At 68.4% G+C, this 20,319-nt stretch carries 19 protein-coding genes; 3 read left to right on the top strand and 16 right to left on the bottom strand.

The genetic code is table 11. The features are described from left to right. Positions 1–48: 48 nt before the first annotated feature. From pilQ to ACQQ2N_RS09205, 5 genes are all read right to left on the bottom strand, one after another. Entirely contained in the window at positions 49–2,244 is a 2,196-nt protein-coding gene (pilQ, locus tag ACQQ2N_RS09225) for a type IV pilus secretin PilQ (protein WP_440225422.1), read from the bottom strand. A 104-nt stretch (positions 2,245–2,348) separates the two neighbouring features. Next, positions 2,349–2,870 (bottom strand): pilus assembly protein PilP, encoded by a 522-nt coding sequence (locus tag ACQQ2N_RS09220; RefSeq protein ID WP_440225733.1) that lies wholly within the window; start codon positions 2,868–2,870, stop codon positions 2,349–2,351. 22 nt (positions 2,871–2,892) lie between these two features. Then, positions 2,893–3,609 (bottom strand): type 4a pilus biogenesis protein PilO, encoded by a 717-nt coding sequence (locus ACQQ2N_RS09215; RefSeq protein ID WP_440225421.1) that lies wholly within the window; start codon positions 3,607–3,609, stop codon positions 2,893–2,895. Next, positions 3,606–4,271 carry a PilN domain-containing protein gene (locus tag ACQQ2N_RS09210; RefSeq protein ID WP_440225420.1) on the bottom strand — a complete coding sequence of 222 codons (666 nt, stop codon included), beginning with the start codon at positions 4,269–4,271 and terminating at the stop codon, positions 3,606–3,608. Before ACQQ2N_RS09210 ends, ACQQ2N_RS09215 begins: the two co-directional genes overlap by 4 nt. After that, positions 4,271–5,329, bottom strand: a complete 1,059-nt coding sequence (locus ACQQ2N_RS09205) for a pilus assembly protein PilM (RefSeq protein WP_440225419.1) — start codon at positions 5,327–5,329, stop codon at positions 4,271–4,273. The genes ACQQ2N_RS09210 and ACQQ2N_RS09205 overlap by 1 nt, the downstream gene beginning before the upstream one ends. A 240-nt stretch (positions 5,330–5,569) precedes the next feature. Here ACQQ2N_RS09205 and ACQQ2N_RS09200 point away from each other — a divergent pair, with 240 nt between their 5' ends. Next, a complete protein-coding gene (locus tag ACQQ2N_RS09200; RefSeq protein ID WP_440225418.1) occupies positions 5,570–8,059 on the top strand; it encodes a penicillin-binding protein 1A in 2,490 nt (829 codons plus the stop codon). A 44-nt stretch (positions 8,060–8,103) separates the two neighbouring features. Continuing rightward, positions 8,104–8,703 carry a hypothetical protein gene (locus ACQQ2N_RS09195; RefSeq protein ID WP_440225417.1) on the top strand — a complete coding sequence of 200 codons (600 nt, stop codon included), beginning with the start codon at positions 8,104–8,106 and terminating at the stop codon, positions 8,701–8,703. Positions 8,704–8,758: 55 nt separating this feature from the next. Here ACQQ2N_RS09195 and ACQQ2N_RS09190 read toward each other — a convergent pair whose 3' ends face one another. From ACQQ2N_RS09190 to rpoZ, 8 genes are all read right to left on the bottom strand, one after another. After that, on the bottom strand, positions 8,759–10,054 hold the full coding sequence (locus tag ACQQ2N_RS09190) for a citrate synthase (protein WP_440225416.1): 1,296 nt from the start codon (positions 10,052–10,054) through the stop codon (positions 8,759–8,761). Positions 10,055–10,324: 270 nt separating this feature from the next. Beyond that, entirely contained in the window at positions 10,325–10,567 is a 243-nt protein-coding gene (locus ACQQ2N_RS09185; RefSeq protein WP_440225415.1) for a type B 50S ribosomal protein L31, read from the bottom strand. A 72-nt stretch (positions 10,568–10,639) separates the two neighbouring features. Next, positions 10,640–11,572 carry a nucleoside hydrolase gene (locus ACQQ2N_RS09180; RefSeq protein WP_440225414.1) on the bottom strand — a complete coding sequence of 311 codons (933 nt, stop codon included), beginning with the start codon at positions 11,570–11,572 and terminating at the stop codon, positions 10,640–10,642. Beyond that, positions 11,569–12,642 carry an acyltransferase family protein gene (locus tag ACQQ2N_RS09175; RefSeq protein WP_440225413.1) on the bottom strand — a complete coding sequence of 358 codons (1,074 nt, stop codon included), beginning with the start codon at positions 12,640–12,642 and terminating at the stop codon, positions 11,569–11,571. Before ACQQ2N_RS09175 ends, ACQQ2N_RS09180 begins: the two co-directional genes overlap by 4 nt. A 27-nt stretch (positions 12,643–12,669) precedes the next feature. Continuing rightward, positions 12,670–14,775: an ATP-dependent DNA helicase RecG gene (recG, locus tag ACQQ2N_RS09170; RefSeq protein WP_440225412.1), complete on the bottom strand. Its 2,106-nt coding sequence runs from the start codon at positions 14,773–14,775 to the stop codon at positions 12,670–12,672. 31 nt (positions 14,776–14,806) lie between these two features. Beyond that, the gene (locus ACQQ2N_RS09165; protein ID WP_440225411.1) at positions 14,807–15,196 is read right to left on the bottom strand and encodes a Rid family detoxifying hydrolase; all 390 of its coding nucleotides are present in this window, start codon (positions 15,194–15,196) and stop codon (positions 14,807–14,809) included. Positions 15,197–15,212: 16 nt separating this feature from the next. Then, complete coding sequence (locus tag ACQQ2N_RS09160; RefSeq protein WP_440225410.1) at positions 15,213–17,372, bottom strand: RelA/SpoT family protein; 2,160 nt, start codon at positions 17,370–17,372, stop codon at positions 15,213–15,215. A 68-nt stretch (positions 17,373–17,440) separates the two neighbouring features. Then, on the bottom strand, positions 17,441–17,734 hold the full coding sequence (gene rpoZ, locus ACQQ2N_RS09155; RefSeq protein WP_440225409.1) for a DNA-directed RNA polymerase subunit omega: 294 nt from the start codon (positions 17,732–17,734) through the stop codon (positions 17,441–17,443). Positions 17,735–17,992: 258 nt separating this feature from the next. Between rpoZ and ACQQ2N_RS09150 the strand changes: the two genes are divergently transcribed. After that, positions 17,993–18,820, top strand: coding sequence for an MlaA family lipoprotein (locus ACQQ2N_RS09150; RefSeq protein WP_440225408.1), 828 nt, complete (start codon positions 17,993–17,995; stop codon positions 18,818–18,820). 15 nt (positions 18,821–18,835) lie between these two features. Here ACQQ2N_RS09150 and ACQQ2N_RS09145 read toward each other — a convergent pair whose 3' ends face one another. From ACQQ2N_RS09145 to mlaD, 3 genes are read right to left on the bottom strand one after another with little or no spacing between them, the layout of a single operon-like run. Next, a complete protein-coding gene (locus ACQQ2N_RS09145) occupies positions 18,836–19,138 on the bottom strand; it encodes an STAS domain-containing protein (RefSeq protein WP_440225407.1) in 303 nt (100 codons plus the stop codon). Continuing rightward, complete coding sequence (locus ACQQ2N_RS09140) at positions 19,135–19,788, bottom strand: MlaC/ttg2D family ABC transporter substrate-binding protein (protein WP_440225406.1); 654 nt, start codon at positions 19,786–19,788, stop codon at positions 19,135–19,137. Before ACQQ2N_RS09140 ends, ACQQ2N_RS09145 begins: the two co-directional genes overlap by 4 nt. Before the next feature lie 20 nt (positions 19,789–19,808). Beyond that, a complete protein-coding gene (mlaD, locus tag ACQQ2N_RS09135) occupies positions 19,809–20,315 on the bottom strand; it encodes an outer membrane lipid asymmetry maintenance protein MlaD (RefSeq protein WP_440225405.1) in 507 nt (168 codons plus the stop codon). Positions 20,316–20,319 lie beyond the last annotated feature (4 nt).

The raw sequence follows: 20,319 nt of genomic DNA, 5'->3' as shown, positions 1-20,319 counted from the left end.
TCACCCCGGGAACCCCCGCACGCGTGGGTTCCCGCCCCTGGACGTGGTTTATTTCAGGCTCTCGCTGAGGATGCGCGGCGTCACGAAGATCAGCAGTTCGGCCTTCGTGTCCGTGCGCCCCTTGCGCTTGAAGAGATTGCCGAGCACGGGCACGTCTCCAAGGACGGGCACCTTCGTGATGTCGTCGCGCTTCTCGACCTCGTAGACGCCGCCGAGCACGACCGTCTGGCCGTTGTCGACGAGCACGGACGTGTTGATCTCGCGCTTGTCGAGCTGCGGCACCTGGCCGCCGCCCGGATTGGCGATGAAGCCGGCGATCGCATCCTTCTTGACCGCGAGGTTCAGCACGACGCGGTCGTCGGCGGTGATCGTGGGCGTGACCTTGAGTTCGAGGACCGCTTCCTTGAACTGCACGGTCGCGGTACCGCTCCCCGCACCGCCGCCGGAGTTCTGGAACGTCACGTAGCCGACTTCCTGGCCCTGCTTGATGACGGCTTCGCGCTGGTTGGCCGTGACGACGCGCGGGCTCGAGACGACCTCGCCGCGACCCTCGGTCTGCGCGGCCGAGAGCTCGAGGTCGAGCAGGTAGTCGGCGCCGAGGATCGCGAGGCCGAAACTGCCCGCCGGGGTCGACGCGGGAAGGTTCACGTTGAGGCGGTCGTCGAGGCTCGGCACGGCGATGCCGCCGCCGGTGCCCGCCGAACTCGACGGCACCGTGCCCGGACGGAACACCGGGAGCCCGCGGCCGCCGCCGAAACGGTTGGTCAATGCGAGGTTGCTCATGCGGTCGGTGCCCGTGGCGGTGCCCGCGGTCGACACGACGTTGCCGTTGTGGTCCTCGTAGCCACCGCTGATGCCGAACTTGACGCCGAGTTCGCGTGCGAACGAGTCGGTCGCGATGACGATGCGCGACTCGATCAGGACCTGCTGGACCGGACGGTCGAGCACGGTGATGAGGGCGCGGATCTCCTGCACCTTCTGCGGCGTGTCGCTGAGCAGCAGCGTGTTCGTGCGGTCGTCGTAGGTCACCGTGCCGCGCTGCGAGAGGAAGCCGCGGCGGGAGTTCTGGTCCTGGCCTTGGCTGCCGCCTTGCTGGTTGCCCTTGGTCTCCTGCGTCAGCAGCGCGGCGATGTCCTTCGCGTTGCCGTAGCTGATCGGGATGTAGTCGGAGATCAGCTCGACCTTGTCCTCCATCTGCAGGCGCGCATCGGCGAGCGCCTGCTCGCGATCGGCGATCTCCTTCTGCGGGGCAACCCAGATCACGTTGCCCTGACGGCGCTGGTCGAGGCCCTTGGCCTGCAGCACGATGTGCAGGGCCTGGTCCCACGGCACGTTGATGAGGCGCAGCGTGACGTTGCCCTGCACGCTGTCGGCGACCACGATGTTGAGGTCGGAAACGTCGGCGATGAGCTGCAGCACCGAGCGCGTCGGGATGTCCTGGAAGTTGAACGTCACGCGGCTGCCATTGAAGACGGGTTCGGCGTTCTTGTCCTTGGGCTTGTCCTCGCGCTTGGGCGCGATCTCGACGACGTACTCGTTGCCGGTCTGGTAGGCGAGCTGCTCGAACGGCGGCTTCGCGGTGATCTCGATGCGTGCGCCATTGCCGCGGCCGCGGGTCTCGATGAACTGCACGGGCGTGGCGAAATCGAGCACGTCCAAGCGCTTCGCGGCCTCGGGCGTGAGCTTCGCGTTGGTGACGTCGAGCAGGACGCGGTCGCCTTCGCGACGCAGGTCGGCTGCGGCACCCGGCGCCGAGAAGTTGACGATGATGCGGCCCTCGCCCGCCTTGCCGCGGCGGAAATCGACATTGGCCAGCTGGATGTCACGACCGCCGATGGCCTTGGTCGGGTCGGCGCTCGCGAGGGACTTGGCTTCAGGTGTCGCACCGCCGAGGTTCGAGGCGATCGCGACGACGAGCTTGTTGCCCTCGATGCGCGTCTCGTACGAGGCGGGGCGGAACAGGTCGACGACGACGCGCGTGCGGCCACCGGCTTCGACCGCGGAAACACCCGAGGTCGCGCCCGCGTTGATGTCGATGCGACGCTGTGTGAGGCCGTTGCGCGTGCCAGCAAGATCGAGCGCGATGCGCGGCGGCGTCTCGGTCGTGAACGCCTGGGGATCGCTGACCGCCTCGGCGAAACGCAGCGTCAGCTCGACACGACCGCCTGGCTGGGCCACGTAGGTCATGTCCTCGAGGACGTTCTGCGCAGACGCCGGCATCGCGCCGGCGAGCCCGAGCAGCACGAGCAACGCCGCCAGGCGCGATCGGCCTGCCCGCGCTGCGCGCTTGCCACGCCCGTGGAAGTCAGTCGCTGTCGTAAACATCATCGTTACCCCCAACGGGTCGGTCATTTCGGGTTGGCATCCGCCAACGCAATCGTGGTTTGACGTTCCATCCAGCCACCGGTGCCGTTCGGCACCAGTTCGACAAGCTCGATGTGATCTTCGGCAACGGAAGTGATGCGCCCGTAGTTCTGCCCGAGGTAGTTGCCCGAGCGCACGCGGTGGATCACGCCTTCGGGGTCCTTGACCAGCCCCTCCGGCGCGGACGGCGCGCCGAGCGTGCCGACCATGCGCAGGCCGTCGAGCGCGAACGCCTCGAGCGGTTCCTTCGGACGGTTCTCGTCGGGACGCGGGCCGCTCGTCGTCGCCAGCTCTTCCTCGTTCGTACCGCCTTCGAACGGGTCGCGCAGACCGCGCCGCTGGGCGGTGTACTCGACCGTCTCGAAGGTCTTGATGACGGGCGGTGCCTGCAGGGGAGCGCCTTTCTTGGCCTTTTCCTGGGCGACCCAGTCCTCGACGCTGCCGCGTCCGGAATCGCATGCGGCGAGCGTCGCGCACAGCGCGAACGCACAGGCGGCACGGATCATCCTGTCGAATGGTGCGCGCACGTCACTTACCTCCCGTGGCCGGGGCGGCGCCCGGCGGCTGGCCCGCGGCCGCGGCGTGCTCGGCCTCGTACTGCGCGACTTCGTCGGCATCGAGGTAGCGGTACGTCTTGACCGTGCCTTCGAGCGTCAGCGTCCCGGGCGCTGCAGGCGCTGCGGCGCCCGGCGCGCGCGGCGCCGCGGCGCCGCCCTGTCCCGGGCGCAGCGCGACGTCGTGCATGGTCAGGATCACCACGCGCTCGAGCGAAGCGACCGTGCTGATGAAGGCACCGAACTGGTGATAGGTACCGACCATGCGCAACTGGATCGGCTTCTCGGCGTAGAAGCCTTCCTTGCTTACCTCGGGACCGGGCTGGAACAGCTCCGTCTCGATGCCCGAACGCAGCGCGGCCTGCGAGATCGCGAGGATCAGCTCGGGCATCTCGGTCTTGCTGGGCAGCTGGCCGATCAGCTGGCGCAGCTCTTCCTTCATGTCCTCGAGCTGCTTCTCGTACGCCTCGAGGTTGACGACCTGGGCCTGCTTCTTCGCGAAGTCGGCCTTGAGCGTGGCCTCCCTGTTCTCGGCGAGCTCGAGCTCGTCCTGCTGCGGGAGGATGTAGAGGTACGCGCCGAGGCCGACGATGACGAGTACGACGAGGATGGCCAGCGCCGTCTTGACGCGCTGGGGCCAGCCACCGACGTTGTTGCGGTCGAGGTTGCGGAAGTCGTCGATGATGCTCACGGCTTCTTCTCCACGCTGGGTGCAGGCACCGCGGGCGGCGGCGCGGCCGGCGGGATCGCCGCGCCCGTCGCGTCGGCTCCCGGCAGCGGGAGCTCCTCGCCGTTCACGCTGGGCTTGCGGAGGCTGATCGCGAGCTGGAACTCGTACGGCATGCGGCGATCGGCATTCTGCTTGCCGGCCATGTTCTCGATCTTGGCGAGATCGGAGCGCCCGAGATTCGGCGAGGTCTCGACGTTGCGCATGTAGGTCGCGACGCGCGTGTTCGATTCCGACACGCCTTCGAGCGTGAGGATCTCGCCGGCCTGCTTGAGCGAGGTCAGCCGCGTCCCGTCCGGGATCGTCTGCGCGAGCTCGTTGAACATGTGGACCATCTGCGAGCGGTTCGACTGCAGGTCCTCGATGATCTGCTTGCGCGCGAGGAGCTGGTCGCGCGTCTTCTCGAGGTCCTTGATGCGCTCGATCTTGGTATCGAGGAGCTTGATCTGCTCCGTCAGGTAGGTGTTGCGCCCGTTCTGCGCCTCGATCCGCGAGCCCATCCACGAGTACGCGAGGAACACCACCAGCGCGGCACCGGCGGCCGACGCGCCGAGCATCATGTAGAACTCGCGCTCGCGCTGCTTGCGCCGCTCCGCGCGCCACGGCAATAGGTTGATTCTTGCCATCAGTCGAAACTCCTCATGGCGAGGCCGCAAGCGATCATGAGCGCCGGCGCGTCCTGGGCGAGGGTCTGGGCCTGGACGCGGTTGGAGAGCGACATGTTCGCGAGCGGGTTGGCGACCGCGCAGGGCACGCCAAGCTGCTCCTCGACCATGTCGGCGACGCCGGGGATCGAGGCGCAACCACCGGCGAGCACGACCTGATCGACGCGGCTGTACTCGCTGCCGGCGAAGAAGAACTGCAGCAGGCGGCTGATCTGCTGGACCATGGCCTCCTTGAACGGCTCCAGCACCTCGATCTCGTAGGATTCGGGCAGGCCGCCCTGGCGCTTGGCGAGGCCGGCCTCCTCGTAGCTGAGGCCGTAGCGGCGCATGACCTCGTCGGTGAGCTGCTTGCCACCGAAGACCTGCTCGCGCGAGTAGATCGTGCGCTGGTTGCGCAGCACGATGAGCGTGGTCATCGTGGCGCCGACGTCCACGACCGCGACGACGGCTTCCTTCGGCACCGAGAGCTGGTCGGAGATGAGCTTGAACGCGTTCTCCATCGCGAACGCCTCGACGTCCATCGTCTTCGCGCCGAGGCCACCGAGGTCGAGCGCGGCGACGCGCAGGTCGACGTTCTCGGTGCGCGAGGCGGCGAGCAGGACGTTGACCATGTCCGGGTTGTCCTTGACCGGGCCGAGCACCTCGAAATCGAGGCTGACTTCCTCGATCGGGTACGGGATGTACTGGTTGGCCTCGATCTGGATCTGCGCCTCCATGTCCTCCTCGGACAGGTCGGCGGGCATCGGCACGATCTTGGTGATCACGGCCGAGCCGGCCACGGCGGCGGCGGCGTACTTGGTCTTGGTGCCTGAACGGTTCAGCGCGCGGCGGATCGCATCGCCCACGGCTTCGACCTCGACGATGTTCTTCTCGACGACGGCGTTCGGCGGCAGCGGCTCGACGGCATAGTGCTCGACGCGGTAGCGCCCGCCGGTCTGGCCAAGCTGAAGCAGCTTGACGGCCGTGGAGCTGATGTCCACACCGATCAGCGGCGGAGCTTTAGGAGTGAAGAGTCCCACACTTTTTCCCCTTCCCACGCGCTCTTACGAGCGAAAGATGCGCCACAACATTAAATCCAAACTTTAACCAATTATCAACAGGGGGTCGTCAAAGACGTCGACCCCGTCTCCAAATCGGCGTTTTGCCCCCGTTTTGCCCTCATCCGGACACCTTTCCCCGCGTCCCGGAAACGGCAATAGCTCTATACTCCGGGGCTTGCGTCACTAACCTTGACTGACATCACAAGTCCTGTCCGCGGCATGAGAATCCTCCTTCGCCTGGCGCGCTACGCGCTCTATCTCGGGCTCGCCGGCGTGGTCGCCGGAGCCGCCGCCGTCGGCGTGGCCTACTGGCTGATCTCGCCGCGCCTGCCCCCCGTGGAGACCCTCCGGGACGTGCGCCTGCAGGTGCCGCTGAGGGTGTTCTCCGCAGATGGCAAGCTGATGGCGACCTTCGGGGAAACACGCCGCATCCCGATCCGCATGGGCGACGTACCGGACCGCCTCAAGCAGGCCGTGCTGTCTGCCGAGGACGCCGACTTCTACAGCCACAGCGGCATCGACATCGGCGGCATCCTGCGCGCGGTGTGGCTCGTCGCGACCACGGGCAGCAAGCACGTCGCCGGCGGCAGCACGATCACGCAGCAGGTCGCGCGCCAGTTCTTCCTGAGCCCCGAGGTCACCTACACGCGCAAGCTGTCGGAGATGTTCCTCGCCTTCCGCATCGAGAGCGCGCTGAGCAAGGACGAGATCCTCGAGCTCTACCTCAACAAGAGCTTCTTCGGCAATCGCGCCTACGGCATCGCCGCCGCAGCCGAGTTCTACTACGGAAAGACGCTCGACCAGCTCACGCTCGCCGAGTCGGCCATGCTGGCCTCGTTGCCCAAGTTCCCGTCGACCGGCAACCCGATCAACAACCGCCCGCGCGCGCTGCTGCGCCGCGCCTACGTCCTTCGGCGCATGCTCGACCTGCGCTACATCGACCAGGCCACGCATGACGTGGCGACGAAGGAGCCCGACCTTTCGTTCGCGCACGAGCCGCCGATCGAGATCGAGGCCTCGTACGTCGCCGAGATGGTGCGCCAGCAGGCCATCGAAAGGCTCGGCAACGAGGCGCTCAACGACGGCTACGTGATCCGCACGACGGTCGAGTCGCGCATGCAGGATGCGGCCAACCGCGCGCTGCGCGACGCCCTCATCGCCTACGACCGCCGCCACGGCTACCGCGGTGCGGAAGCCAAGGTCGAGCTCGGCGCGGACGGCACGCCCGAGGACCAGGTCAAGCATCTGGAGGGCTATCGCGCCGTCGCGGGCTTGCTACCCGGCGTGGTCGTCGTGTCGGATGCCAAGGAAGCGCAGGTGCTGCTGTCGGATGGCCAGGACGTCGGCCTCGACCTCAAGGCCGTCGAATGGGCACGCCCTTATCTCGACGAAAGCCGGCGCGGTGCGGCGCCGAAGCGTGTCGACGAGGTGATCAAGGCCGGCGACATCGTGCGCCTGTCGCGCGACGACGAAGGCGCGTGGACGCTGGCCCAGCTACCGTCCGTACAAGGCGCACTCGCAGGGATCGATCCCGACGATGGCGCGATCCGCTCGCTGGTCGGCGGCTTCAGCTTCGGACGCAGCAAGTTCAACCGCGCGACGCAGTCGAACCGTCAGCCCGGCTCGAGCTTCAAGCCCTTCATCTACTCGGCGGCGTTCGAACACGGCTTCACCCCGGCATCGGTCGTCAACGATGCGCCGCTCGTGTTCCCGGACGTGTCGCGCCCGAACGGCCTGTGGACGCCGTCCAACGACGACGGCAAGTTCGATGGCCCGATCCGCCTGCGCGAAGCCCTCGTGCGCTCGAAGAACCTCGTCTCGGTACGCCTGCTCGATGCGATCGGCGTGCGCTACGCGCACGAGTACGTGACGCGCTTCGGCCTGTCTCCGCAGCAGGTTCCCGAGAACCTCTCGATGTCGCTCGGCACGGCCGCGGTGCCGCCCCTCGCGATGGCCCGCGGCTACGCCGTGTTCGCGAACGGCGGCTTTCTCGTCGATCCGTACTTCATCGCCGAGATCGCCGATCGCGACGGCAAGATCGTCTACACGGCCGATCCGGTGCGCGCATGCCGCGACTGCCCGCAGCGCCTGCTCGAGGACGAGCGCGAGCGCCTCGGCGCGGCGCCCGCCCCGGGCGTGGCACCCGCCTCGCAGGGCTGGAGTCCGATCCGCAGCGCCAATGCGGCCGTTGCGGATGTGCCGCGCGCGCCAGGCGAACCGCGCCTCGCGCCTCGCGTCATCGACGCGCGCAACGCGTTCCTCGTCACGTCGTTGATGCGCGACGTGATCCGCCGCGGCACGGGCTCGGCCGCGCTCGTGCTCAAGCGTGGCGACCTTGCCGGCAAGACCGGGACGACCAACGACCACCGCGATACCTGGTTCTCGGGCTTCAATGCGAGCATGGTCGCGAGCGCATGGGTCGGTTTCGACGATTTCAGTTCGCTCGGACGCGGCGAGTTCGGCGCCAAGGCTGCACTGCCCGTCTGGATCGACTTCATGCGCGAAGCGGTGCGCGACGTCGAGGAACGCCCGTTCGACATGCCGCCCGGCATCACGACCGCGCGCGTCGACCGCGAGAGCGGCCTGCTCGCACCGGCCGGCGATCCCGACGCCATCAACGAGTTCTTCAGGACCGAGGATGTCGCCAGGCTCGCCACGCGCCCCGACCAACCCTCGGAAGAGCAGCGCGAAGCCTACGACGTGTTCTGATGGCGCGGCGTCCGACGCGCTCCCCGCGTGACGGCGTGTCGACCATGCGCCGTCGCATCGCCGTCGAGGCCGCGCGGCTCATCGCCGAGCAGGGCCTGCGCGACTACCACGATGCCAAGCTCAAGGCCGCGCGCCGGCTCGGCATCCACGACGACGACGCGCTGCCGCGCAACACCGAGATCGAGGAGGCGCTGCGCGAACACCAGCGCCTGTTCCAGTCAGGGTCGCAACCGGGTCAGCTGCGCCGCCTGCGCGAGGCGGCCGTCGAGGCCATGCGCTTCCTCGCACGCTTCGAGCCGCGCTTGGTCGGGCCGGTTGCCGAAGGCACCGCGGATGCACATTCGAGCGTGACCCTGCACCTGTTCCGCGACGATCCGGGCGAGGTGCTCATGTTCCTCGAGGATCACCGCATCCCGTTCGAGGAACGTACGCGCCGCCTGCGTACCGCGCATGACGATACCAAGGACCACGCCGTGCTCGTGCTGTCGGCAGGCGACGTCGACGTGGACCTGACCATCTTGCCACCCGAGCGCCTCGCGCACGCACCGCTCGATCGCGTCAGCGGTCAGCCGATGCGACGCATGACACTGGCCGCGCTGCAGGCCTTGCTGGCTTCGGAAGGCGACGCCCCGCCCAAGGATTGAGGCGTCGACCGGGACCGCGGGGCCTTGCGCCACCGCGGTCGATCACGCGGCCGGATCAGCCGCGCTTGTCGAGCGCGACGTAGTCGCGCGTCGTGGCACCCGTATAGACCTGGCGCGGACGGCCGATCTTCGCGTCCGGCGTGACCTGCTGCTCGAGCCAGTGCGCGACCCAGCCGGCCGTGCGTGCGATCGCGAACATGACCGTGAACATCTCGGTCGGGATCTTGAGCGCCTTGTAGATGATGCCCGAGTAGAAATCGACGTTCGGGTACAGCTTGCGCTCGACGAAGTACGAATCCTTGAGCGCGACCTCCTCGAGCGCGACCGCGACGTCGAGCAGCGGATCGCTGACGTTGAGGTCGGCCAGCACCTTGTGGGTCATCTCGCGGATGATCGTCGCGCGCGGATCGAAGTTCTTGTACACGCGGTGGCCGAAGCCCATGAGGCGGAAGCCCGAGTTCTTGTCCTTGGCCTTGGCGACGGCACTGGCGACGTTCTTCGCGTCACCGATGTCCTGCAGCATCTCGAGCACGGCCTCGTTGGCGCCGCCGTGCGCCGGGCCCCACAGCGCGGCGATGCCGGCCGCGACGCAGGCGTACGGGTTCGCGCCGGTGGAGCCGACCAGGCGCACGGTCGACGTCGACGCGTTCTGCTCGTGATCGGCGTGCAGGATGAACAGCAGGTCGAGCGCCTTGGCCACGACCGGGTTGATCTCGAGCGGCTCGCTCGGCACCTCGAACATCATGTGCAGGAAGCGCGTGACGTACTCGAGGTTGTTGCGCGGGTAGCGGATCGGCCAGCCGATCGACGAGCGGTAGGCGGCCGCGGCGATCGTCGGCATCTTGGCCAGCAGGCGGATCGCGGCGAGGCGGCGCTGCTCGGGATCGTTGATGTCGAGCGTGTCGTGGTAGAACGCCGAGAGCGATGCGATCGAGGCGCACAGCACGGCCATCGGGTGCGCGTCGTAGTGGAAGCCGTTGAGGAAGTTCTTCTGCGCCTCGTGCATCATCGTGTGATGCGTGACCTCGTGCTCGAACGCATCGAACTGCTGCTTGTTCGGCAGCTCGCCGTTGATGAGCAGGTAGGAGGTCTCGAGGAACGTCGACTGCTTGGCGAGCTGCTCGATCGGGTAGCCGCGATACAGCAGCACGCCCTTGTCGCCGTCGATGAACGTGATCGCGCTGCGCGTGCTCGCCGTCGAGACGAAGCCCGGGTCGTAGGTGAAGTACCCGGTGTCCTTGTTGAGCTTGGCGATATCGAGCGCGGGATCACCGAGCGTGCCGGTGACGACGGGCAGCGACGTGCTGCGGTCGTTGGCGGCGTCGGTGAGCTGGACGGACTTGTCGGACACGGCGGACTCCTCGGGGCTGGACACGCCGCGCGGGCGCATGCGCCGCGGGCGGGCTTGGAAGGGGTTGGCGCGGCGGGAAATCCACCGGCTTAGCGACCGCCCACGTGCGTGCACATGCGCGACCGTATGCCGCGGATTATTGCATAGCACCACGCCGCCGGCAGGTAACGAGGGTCCTATTGACAAGCGCGCAAACGAAAGACGCCGGCACGGGGCCGGCGTCTTCGTGGAACATGTCGCCCGGCGCCGTGGCGTCCGGGTGCCGCGCGATTACTTCGCGTAGCGGCGACGGAACTTGTCGACGCGACCACCCGTGTCGAGGATCTTGTGCTTGCCCGTGTAGAACGGGTGCGAGTGGCTCGTGATTTCCATCTTGATCAGCGGGTATTCGTTGCCGTCTTCCCACTTGATCGTGTCCTTGCTGGACATGGTCGAACGGGTCAGGAACGAGAAGTCGCTGGACAGATCCTGGAAGACGACTTCCTTGTACTTCGGGTGCGTATCGGGCTTCATGAGTCGGATCCGGAATCGGGCGGAAAGAAAAGAGCGCGAGTATAGCGGGCCCTTGGCGAAGCCCGCAAGCCCTCAGGCCGCGCCGAGCGCGCCGGCCACGCGGGCCTCGAAACGCGCCTGTGCCACCTCGAGCACGATGCGAGCGTTGGCCGGTCGGCCCATGCGGCCCTCCCAGTCGACTACGGTGGCGCCGCGCGTGAGGGTGCCGTCGAGCTCGATCGCGACGTGGCGCGTTTCCACACGTGTGCACGCGGCCGGCTCCAGTGCGGCCGCCATGGCGAGGGCATCGGCGACGAGCAGGCCGCCGCGTCCGCGTTCGCGCGTCCAGTCGCGCGTGCGCTGCGAGATCGCGGCGTAGAAGCGCGCGCGAGGATCGGCGGCGGCAAGCCAGCGCTCGACGTCCTCGAACGCGAGGCCCTGACGCACGGTGGCTTCCCAGTCGACGAGTTCGAACGACGGCCAGCCCGAGAACACCACGTGCGCGGCCTCGGGATCGAAGCCGATGTTGAACTCGGCCGGCACGAGATGGGTGTTGCCGCGCCCCGTCACCGCGCCGCCCATGACGACGAGGCGCGCGACGCGCTGCGGCAGGCTCGGATCGAGGCGCAACGCGAGTGCGAGGTTGGTCAGCGGCCCGAGCGCCACGATCATGAGCTGCCCGGGGTGCGCATGCGAGGCCTCGAGGATCGCCTGCGCGGCGTGGCTGGCCGCCAGTTCGCGCGTGGAACGCTCGTAGCCCGTGTCGCCAAAGCCGTCGTTGCCGTGCACGTAGGCGGCGTCCTCGGCCGGGCGCACGAGCGGCGTCGCGCAGCCGGCGTGCACGGGCGTCTCGGCACCGACGAGGTCGACGAGCTTGAGCGCGTTCGCGCTCGTGTGTGCGAGTCCTACGTTGCCGGCCGTGACGGTCAGCGCGACGACCTCGACCGACGGCTCGGCGTACGCCATGAGGATCGCGAGTGCGTCGTCGACGCCGGGATCGGTGTCGATCAGCAGGGGAATCGTCATCGTGCGAAGGCCTTCGGAGAAACCGGGGATTGTTCCACTGCGAGGACCCGGCTTTCCAGTGCATGCCACGAGATCGCGGCGAGCAGCAGTGCCACGGGCAGCGCGACGAGCGACAAGCCCCAGGACGGCAGCGAGGGCCATAGTGCGGCGATCGCCTGCTGGACCGGGAACCCGTACAGGAACACGCCGTACGAGTAGTCGCCGCGCCATGGCAGGGGCAGCGGCGGCACGCGCCACGCGAGCCAGAACGCGGCGTAGCCGATGCCGAGCATCGTCGCCGGCACGGCCGTCACGGTTCCCTGCGCCGCGAATGCGACGACACCCAGCACGACGAGCAGGCGCGTCGACAGCCAGACGCGCTCGGGGAATGCCGCAGCAACCACCCCGGCGAAGAACAGCGCGGTCAGCGCGTCGCTGTCCTGGTGGCCCGGTGCCTCGCGCCACCAGCCGGCCATTGTCCACAACATCCACGCGAGCACGACGGCGACGAGCAGGCGCCGCCTCGACAGCATGCCGATCGCGGCAAGCACGACGAGGATCACGTACAACCGCACCTCGAGCGCGAGCGACCACAGCGAGCCGTTGATGACACCCGGCGCGCGGTTGTGTTCGAACACACCGGGCAGCGTATAGGACAGGCCGGCGAGATCGAGATTGCGCCAGAGATGCTCGCGCAACTCCGGTGCCGCGACGTAGGCCTGCAGGTCGAGCGACGTGAACGCCGCGCCGAGTGCGACACCGAAGATCAGGCAGGCCAGGTAGGCCGGATAGACGCGCCTGACCCGCGCGAGCGCGAAACGCGGCCACGAGGAATGTCGCCGCCAGCTGTGCATGAGCAGGCAGCCACTCAGCGCGAAGAACACGCAGACGGCGACGCTGCCCGTGTAGAACCCCGGCAGCAACACGGCGAGCAGGTCGAACCCCGAAGCCTGCCAGGCAAGACCGGGGGAATGCCCGACGACGACCATCGCCGCCGCGACGTGGCGCAGCAGGCGGACATTGTCGGGGCCCCGCCCCAGACGGTCGGCCAGGACGGGAGGTGGATCGAGCCAGGTATTCCAGCGGGGCATGCGGGCATCCGTGCGTGCATTCGCGCTTCACGCGCCGGCGTAGCGTGTCGCACCTCCGATCCAGCGCGCAACCAGCCGCTCGGCGAGCTCCGCATGCTGCTCGAGCATCGCCGCGCCGATGCGTTGCACTTCGGGCAGGAGATCCGCGTCGCGGGCGAGGTCGGCGACGCGGAACGCGAGCTGGCCGGTCTGGCGCGTGCCGAGCAGCTCGCCCGGGCCGCGCAGCTCGAGGTCCTTCTCGGCGATGAAGAAACCGTCGTTGCTCTCGCGCATCGCCTCGAGGCGCGCGCGCGCGAGCGCCGACAGAGGCCCCTGGTACAGCAGCACGCAGCTCGAAGCGACCTGTCCGCGACCGACACGGCCGCGCAGCTGGTGCAGCTGGGCGAGGCCGAGACGCTCGGGATTCTCGATCACCATGAGGCTCGCATTGGGCACGTCCACGCCAACTTCGATCACCGTGGTCGCGACCAGCAGTGCGATCGCGCCGTTGCGGAACGCCTGCATGACCTCGGCCTTCTCGGCCGCCTTCATGCGGCCGTGCACGAGACCGACGCGCAGGCCCGGCAACGCAGCCGTGAGTTCGGCCAGCGCGACCTCGGCGGCTTGGGCCTGCAGCAGGTCCGACTCCTCGATGAGCGTGCAGACCCAGTAGGCCTGGCGACCCTCGGCGCAGGCTGCGCGGATGCGTTCGACGACCTCGCCTCGACGCGCCGCCGAGACCACCACGGTCTGCACGGGCGTGCGCCCGGGCGGCAACTCGTCGATGACCGACACGTCGAGATCCGCATACGCGGTCATCGCGAGCGTGCGCGGGATCGGCGTGGCGGTCAGCACGAGCTGGTGCGGGACGCTGTCGCCTTCACGGCCCTTGTCGCGCAGCGCGAGGCGCTGGTGCACGCCGAAGCGGTGCTGTTCGTCGATGATCGCGAGGCCGAGGCGCCGGAACACGACGCCCTCCTGCATGAGCGCATGGGTGCCGACGACGAGCGCACCGTCGCCCGCGATCGCCTCGAGCACGCTGCGGCGCGCCCTGCCCTGCACCTTGCCGGCGAGCCACAACGGCGCGATGCCGAGCGGCTCGAGCCATGTGCGCAGGTTGCGCAGGTGCTGTTCGGCGAGCAGCTCGGTCGGTGCCATGAGCGCGACCTGGTGGCCGGCCTCGATCGCGGCGAGCGCAGCACGTGCCGCGACGACGGTCTTGCCCGAGCCGACGTCACCCTGGACGAGGCGCAGCATCGGCGACGAAGCCCCTATATCGGCCTCGATCTCGACGCTGACGCGCTGCTGCGCGCCGGTCATCGCGAACGGCAGCCGCGACGCGAACGCCTCGCGCAGGCGCCCGTCGCCACGCAGGGCCGGCGCGCGATGCTCGCGCACCTGCGCGCGCAGGCGCTTGAGGCTCAGGTGGTGGCTCAGCAACTCCTCGAGTGCGAGGCGCCTCTGCGCCGGGTGCGCACCACGCAACAGCGCCGCGACGTCGGCATCTGCCGGCGGGCGGTGCACGAGCTGCAGCGCGGCGCGCAGCGACGGCAACGCGAGCCCACCCCGCAGACCGACCGGCACGAGTTCGAGCGCGGCTTCGTCAGGGAGGTGCCTCAGCGCGAGGCCGGTCAACGTCGCGAAACGCTTCTGGCTCAGGCCCTCGGTGACCGGATACACCGGCGTCAGCCGCTCCTCGACCGGCGCGCCGGCCGCCTCGACGCGCTGGTACTGCGGATGCACGATCTCGGCGCCCTGATGGCCGACGCGCACCTCGCCGTAGCAGCGCAGGCGCGTGCCCGGCGCGAGCTGGTCGACCTGCGTCTTGCGGAAGTGGAAGAACCGCAGCGTCAGCGTCGCACCGCTGTCGTCCTCGATCGCGACGCGCAGCTGCGGGCGGAAACGGAACCCCCGCTCGACCGCGGCGACGCGCCCTTCGACCTGCGCGTGAGCGCCGGGCTGCAGGTCGCGGATCGCGGTGATGCGCGTGCGGTCCTCGTAGCGCAGCGGCAGGTGGAACCACAGGTCCTGCACGCGCACGATGCCGAGGCGCGCAAGCGCTTCGGCGAGCGCGGGGCCCACGCCGGCGAGCGTCGTGACCGGCGCAAGGGCGGGATCGAGGGAGGTGTCGGCGGGCGCGGGCGCTCGGGGCATCCGCCTAGACTAGCCGCGCACGCAGCGCGCGTCAGTCGTCCAGAACGGCAACGAGATCGACCTCGACGGCAGCACCACGCGGCAGCGCCGATACCTCGATCGTCGAGCGCGCCGGGAACGGCGCCTCGAAGTGCCGCGCCATGACCGCGTTGACCGCGGCGAAGTCGCCGAGATCGGTGAGGTAGATGCCGACGCGCGCGACATCGGCGAACGTCGCACCGGCCGCCCCGAGCACGGCGGCGAGGTTCGCGAACACGCGTTCGGCCTGCACCGTGATGTCGCCGTCGACGAGCTGGCCCGTGGCCGGATCGAGCGGGATCTGTCCCGACAGGTACAGCGTCTGCCCGGCGCGCACGGCCTGCGAGTACGGACCGATCGCCTGCGGCGCGTCGGCGGTCTGGATGATGCTGCGCGAGGCCATGCGTGGAACTCCGGGTTCAGATGGGATGGCGGTAGACCGCGTTGACGACGGCGAGGCGGCGCACGCCGCGCATGACGTCGGCGAGATGCTTGCGTCCCGACACCTCGATCGTGAACAGCAGGGTCGCGGTCATGAGGTCGCGCTCCTTGTACTCGACGTTCTCGATGTTCGAACTCGCGTTGGCGACGGCCGCGGCGACCTGGGCGAGCACGCCGGGCTTGTTGGCGACGATGATGCGCAGCTCGACGCGATAGTCACCGCTGACGTCGCGGTCCCAGGCCATCTCGATGAAGCGCTCGGGGAACGCACGGTACTCGGCGACGTTCGGGCACTCGATGCGGTGCACGACGATGCCCTTGCCGGTCGACAGGTAACCCATGATCTCGTCGCCCGGCACGGGATGGCAGCAGTTGCCGAACGTGAGCACGCCGCGTTCGGTGCCCGTGATGAGGATCTTCTCGGCGGCATGCGGGCGGAACGACGCCGCGAAGCCTTCCTGCATATGCATCAGCGCGCGCGCGACCTGGTCGGCGACGCGGTTGCCGAGCGCGATGTCGGCGAGCAGGTCCTCGAGCGCGCGCAGCTTGTTCTCCTCGAGGTAGCGCGTCAGCGCATCGGGCGGCAATACCTCGAGCGAGGCACCGAGCGCGTCCATCGCGCGGTCGAGCATGCGGTGGCCGAGTTCGATCGCATCCTCGTGCTGCAGGCGCTTGAGGAAGTGGCGGATCGCGGTGCGCGCCTTGGCGCTGACGACCCACTCGAGCCACTGCGTGCTCGGCACGGCCGACGGCGCGGTGATGATCTCGACGGTCTGGCCGCTGGTCAGCGGCGCACGCAGCGGCGCTAGCTTCTTGTCGACGCGCGCCGCGACCGCATGGCTGCCGACGTCGGTGTGCACCGCGTAGGCGAAATCGAGCGCGGTCGAATTGCGCGGCAGCGACAGGATGCGGCCACGCGGCGTGAACAGGTAGATCTCGTCCGGGAACAGGTCGATCTTGACGTTCTCGATGAACTCGAGCGACGACGCGGTGCGCGTCTGGTCGTCGACGAGGCCCGAGAGCCATTCGCGCGCGCGGTTCTGCGCGCTGTTGCCGGGACCCGAGCCGTCCTTGTACGACCAGTGCGCGGCGACACCGCGATCGGCCACGGCGTCCATGTCGGCCGTGCGGATCTGGATCTCGATCGGCGCACCGAACGAGCCGAACAGCACCGTGTGCAGCGACTGGTAGCCGTTCGCCTTCGGGATCGCGATGAAGTCGCGGAAGCGCCCGTCGAGCGGCTTGAACAGCGCGTGCACGGCGCCGAGGGCGTGATAGCACTGCATGACGGAATCGACGACGACGCGGAAACCGTACACGTCCATGACCTGCGCGAACGATTTCTGCTCGCCACGCATCTTCGTGTAGATGCTGTAGGGCGACTTGATGCGGCTGACGATGCGATGCGTGATGCCTTCCGCGGTCAGGCGCGCCTCGAGCGACGCCTCGATCTTGCCCATCGCCTCGCGACGGTTGCCGAGCACGGTGCGGATGCGCGCCGCGATGACGCGGTGGCGATCGGGGTACAGCGCGCGGAAACCGAGGTCCTGCAGCTCGGCCTTGAAGCGGTTCATGCCGAGGCGCTGCGCGATCGGCGCGTAGATCTCGAGCGTCTCGCGCGCGATGCGGCGGCGCGCGCCGACTTCCATCGAGCCCAGCGTGCGCATGTTGTGCAGGCGGTCGGCGAGCTTGATCAGGATGACGCGCAAGTCGCGCGCCATCGCGAGGAGCATCTTGCGGAAGCTCTCGGCGGCCGCTTCCTGGCGATTCTTGAAGTGCAGCTTGTCGAGCTTGGTGACGCCGTCGACGAGTTCGGTGACCGTCGCACCGAACTCGGTGGTCAGTTCGTCCGGACTGAGCGGGGTGTCCTCGAGCGTGTCGTGCAGGATCGCCGCGATGATCGTCTCGACGTCCATGCCGAGGTCGGCAAGGATGCCGGCGACCGCGATCGGGTGCGTGATGTACGGCTCGCCGCTCTTGCGGGTCTGGCCGTCATGCGCACGCGCGCCGACCTCATAGGCGCGGCGCACGAGCGCGAGCTGCGCCGCGGGGAGGTACGACAGCCGATCCTCGAGCGCGACGACGTAGGCGGGAGGCTTGCCCGCCTTGGCGTCATGCGACTCGACGGCTGCCTTCATCACCACCTCGGCGTGCGTGGGCGATCAGCGCGGAGCGCGATCGGCGCTTCCGCGTGGCGTAGCGTGGATCAGATGTCGTCGCCGCCCTTGGAGAGGTCGTCGTCGACTTCGGCCGCGGCCCACTCGAGGGCTTCGCGTTCGGCCTTCTCGCGGGCCTGGCGGTCGATCTCGTCGATCATGCCCTGATCGACCTTGCGCGCGGCGATCTCGCGCAGCGACACGACGGTCGGCTTGTCGTTGAACGCATTGACCGCCGGCTCGGCACCCTTGGCGAGCTGGCGAGCGCGCTTGGTCGCCATGAGGACGAGTTCGAAACGGTTGTCGACCACCTGCAGGCAGTCTTCCACGGTGATGCGCGCCATCGTATGGAGCCTATGGAAAAGTAGGGATACGTCCGCCGCCCGGCGACGGGTGTTTGGCGTGTAGTGTACCGGTGGGCGTTTGTGCGGTGCAAACAGGCCCGCCTGCCCTTGCCCGGCGCCCCCTCCGCCCGCATCTGCCACGGGCACGCCGGGCGAAGCACGGCGCATGACGTACGGGGGCCGTTTCGCATACGCTTCCCGGTCTGGACTTCGGTCGCCGACCTCCGCCACGTGCGCGGAGACGCAAGGATTCCCCTGATGGTGTCGTTCCCCGCACGCTTCCGCGTCCCGTCCCGCCTCGTCACCGCGCTCGCGATGGTCGCTGCCGTCTCCGGCTGCGCCGTCGCCAAGCCGCGCACCGACGATCCGTGGGAGAAGTTCAACCGCAAGGTCTACGCGTTCAACGACACGATGGACCGCGCGGTCATCCGCCCGGTTGCGGTCGGCTACCGCAAGGTCACGACGCCGAACACGCGGCGCCTGATCAGCAACTTCTTCGCCAACCTGCGCATGCCGATCACGATCGCCAACGACCTGCTGCAGGGCGAGGTCAAGGACGCGGCGCGTGGCACGGGGCGCTTCGTCGTCAACAGCACGGCGGGCTTCCTCGGCTTCTTCGACCCAGCCAGCCAGCTGCGCCTGCCCAAGCAGGAAACCGACTTCGGCGTGACCCTGGCCAAATGGGGTGTCGGCGAAGGCCCTTACCTCGTGCTGCCGTTCGTCGGATCGTCCACCGCGCGCGACATCTGGCGCATGCCGGTCGACAGCTACTACTTCGACCCGATGTCGCGCTACGCGCGCCGGCACGACCACCCGTACAAGCAGCAGCACTGGCCCAACATGCTGTTCCTCGTCACGCTGCGCGCGGGGGCGATCGACGCCGAGAACCTGCTGCAGGGCACGTACGATCCATACGTGTTCTACCGCGATGCGTATCGCCAGCGCCGCCTCTACCTGATCTACGACGGCGAGCCGCCGATCGACGCGATCCAGGAGATGCAGGGCATCGACGACGACGACATCGACTCGCTGCTCGAGGAACAGCAGCGTTACGAGAAGGACAAGGGCGGCGGCACGTCGCCCTGAGACGGGACCAGGACGTCAGGCGAGGCCGAGCAGGCCTTCGGCGTCACTGAGGTGGGCCAGCGCACGCAGGCGCTCGGGAAGGCCACGGAACGAGACGGGGCGCCCGGCCTTTGCGGCGTGCGCCGACCATGCGACGAGCACCGCGAGCGTCACGCTGTCGGCGCTTGCGAGCGTCGAAACATCCACGACCGGCTGCTTCGCCGCGGCGATCGCGGCGTCGCCTTCGCGCAGCACGCGCGGCGCGTTGCCGACATCGATCGTGCCGGCCACGCGCACGCCGGCCTCGACCGGCGTGATCGAGAAGGCCGTCCCGCTCACGCGCCGCCCTGCTGGCGCTTCTCCATGCCCTCGAGCGCCTTCTCGCCCTGTGTCTCGAGGCGCTGGATCAGCGAATCCAGGCTCGAGGCCTTGATCTCGGCGGCAACCTGGTTGCGGTAGTTGGTGATGTAGGAAATGCCCTCGATGATGACGTCGTAGGCCTTCCAGTCACCCGCCGACGACTTGCGGAACGCGTAATCCACCGCGACCGTCTTGCCGTCGTCGAGCACGACCTGGGTGCGCACGATCGTGCGCTTGTCGTTGAGCTCGCCGTTGAACGGCAGCACGCGCACGTTGCCGCGCGTGTAGTTGAGCAGGCCTTCGGCGTAGCGATGGGCGATCGAGTTGTAGAACGCCTTGGCGAAGCGCGAGCGCTGCTCGGGCGACGAGGTGCGCGCGGACTGGCCGAGTACGAGCAGCGACGCGTAGTCGATGTCGAAATGCGGCAGCAGGATGCCGTCGATCTCCTGGATCAGCTTGTCGTGGTCCTTGCGCAGCTCCTCACGGCGCGCGCCGATCGTCGTGGCGAGGTCGTCGGCGATCTTCTGCACGACCTGCACGGGCGCGAGCGTGCCCTGTGCCTGTGCGGACGGCACGGTGAGCGCGAACACGAGGGCGAGGGCCGCGGCCCATCCGAGCACACGCTGCATGGTGGATCTCCTGATCAGGTTCATGGCTGGGGCGACGCCTCGGCGCCGTCCGTCTTGGCGGGCGTCTTGCTGTCGCCGCCGACGAGGAACTTGCCGATGAGGTCCTCGAGCTGCATCGAGGATTGGGTCAACACGATTTCGTCGCCGTTCTTGAGCACGTCGGGCGAGCCACCCGGCTGAATGCCAACGTACTGATCACCCAGTAAACCGCTGGTGAATATCGCGGCCGCGGAGTCGTCGGGCAGTGCCGCGAAGCGCGTGTCGATGGCGAGCTCGACCACCGCGTCGAGCGCCTTGTCGTCGAGGGCGATCGACTGCACCGACCCGATGCGCACACCGGCGATCTTGATCGGCGCGCGCAGCTTGAGCTGGCCGATGTTGGAGAAACGCGCCTTGACGACGTAGGTGTCGCCTTGCCGGTAGTTGGCCAGCGACGTGGTCTGCGTGGCGAGGTAGGCCAGCGCGGCGAAGCCCAGCAGGATGAACAGGCCACTGCCGATCTGGAACGAACGTTTGGATTGGGTCATGGCG

The organism is Dokdonella aquatica, from assembly GCF_051987395.1.
In the GTDB taxonomy this organism is placed as follows: Bacteria; Pseudomonadota; Gammaproteobacteria; order Xanthomonadales; family Rhodanobacteraceae; genus Dokdonella.
The sequence above is the reverse complement of the archived record's forward strand: the minus strand, read 5'-3'. Positions and strand labels throughout refer to the sequence as shown.

Bases quoted from the DNA above. Each gene is read 5' to 3' on its own strand.
- ACQQ2N_RS09220 (WP_440225733.1), bottom strand. From the start codon at position 2,870: ATGATCCGTGCCGCCTGTGCGTTCGCGCTGTGCGCGACGCTCGCCGCA.
- ACQQ2N_RS09210 (WP_440225420.1), bottom strand. From the start codon at position 4,271: ATGGCAAGAATCAACCTATTGCCGTGGCGCGCGGAGCGGCGCAAGCAG.
- ACQQ2N_RS09200 (WP_440225418.1), top strand. From the start codon at position 5,570: ATGAGAATCCTCCTTCGCCTGGCGCGCTACGCGCTCTATCTCGGGCTC.
- ACQQ2N_RS09195 (WP_440225417.1), top strand. From the start codon at position 8,104: ATGCGCCGTCGCATCGCCGTCGAGGCCGCGCGGCTCATCGCCGAGCAG.
- ACQQ2N_RS09185 (WP_440225415.1), bottom strand. From the start codon at position 10,567: ATGAAGCCCGATACGCACCCGAAGTACAAGGAAGTCGTCTTCCAGGAT.
- ACQQ2N_RS09180 (WP_440225414.1), bottom strand. From the start codon at position 11,572: ATGACGATTCCCCTGCTGATCGACACCGATCCCGGCGTCGACGACGCA.
- ACQQ2N_RS09175 (WP_440225413.1), bottom strand. From the start codon at position 12,642: ATGCCCCGCTGGAATACCTGGCTCGATCCACCTCCCGTCCTGGCCGAC.
- recG (WP_440225412.1), bottom strand. From the start codon at position 14,775: ATGCCCCGAGCGCCCGCGCCCGCCGACACCTCCCTCGATCCCGCCCTT.
- ACQQ2N_RS09165 (WP_440225411.1), bottom strand. From the start codon at position 15,196: ATGGCCTCGCGCAGCATCATCCAGACCGCCGACGCGCCGCAGGCGATC.
- ACQQ2N_RS09160 (WP_440225410.1), bottom strand. From the start codon at position 17,372: ATGAAGGCAGCCGTCGAGTCGCATGACGCCAAGGCGGGCAAGCCTCCC.
- rpoZ (WP_440225409.1), bottom strand. From the start codon at position 17,734: ATGGCGCGCATCACCGTGGAAGACTGCCTGCAGGTGGTCGACAACCGT.
- ACQQ2N_RS09150 (WP_440225408.1), top strand. From the start codon at position 17,993: ATGGTGTCGTTCCCCGCACGCTTCCGCGTCCCGTCCCGCCTCGTCACC.
- ACQQ2N_RS09140 (WP_440225406.1), bottom strand. From the start codon at position 19,788: ATGCAGCGTGTGCTCGGATGGGCCGCGGCCCTCGCCCTCGTGTTCGCG.
- mlaD (WP_440225405.1), bottom strand. From the start codon at position 20,315: ATGACCCAATCCAAACGTTCGTTCCAGATCGGCAGTGGCCTGTTCATC.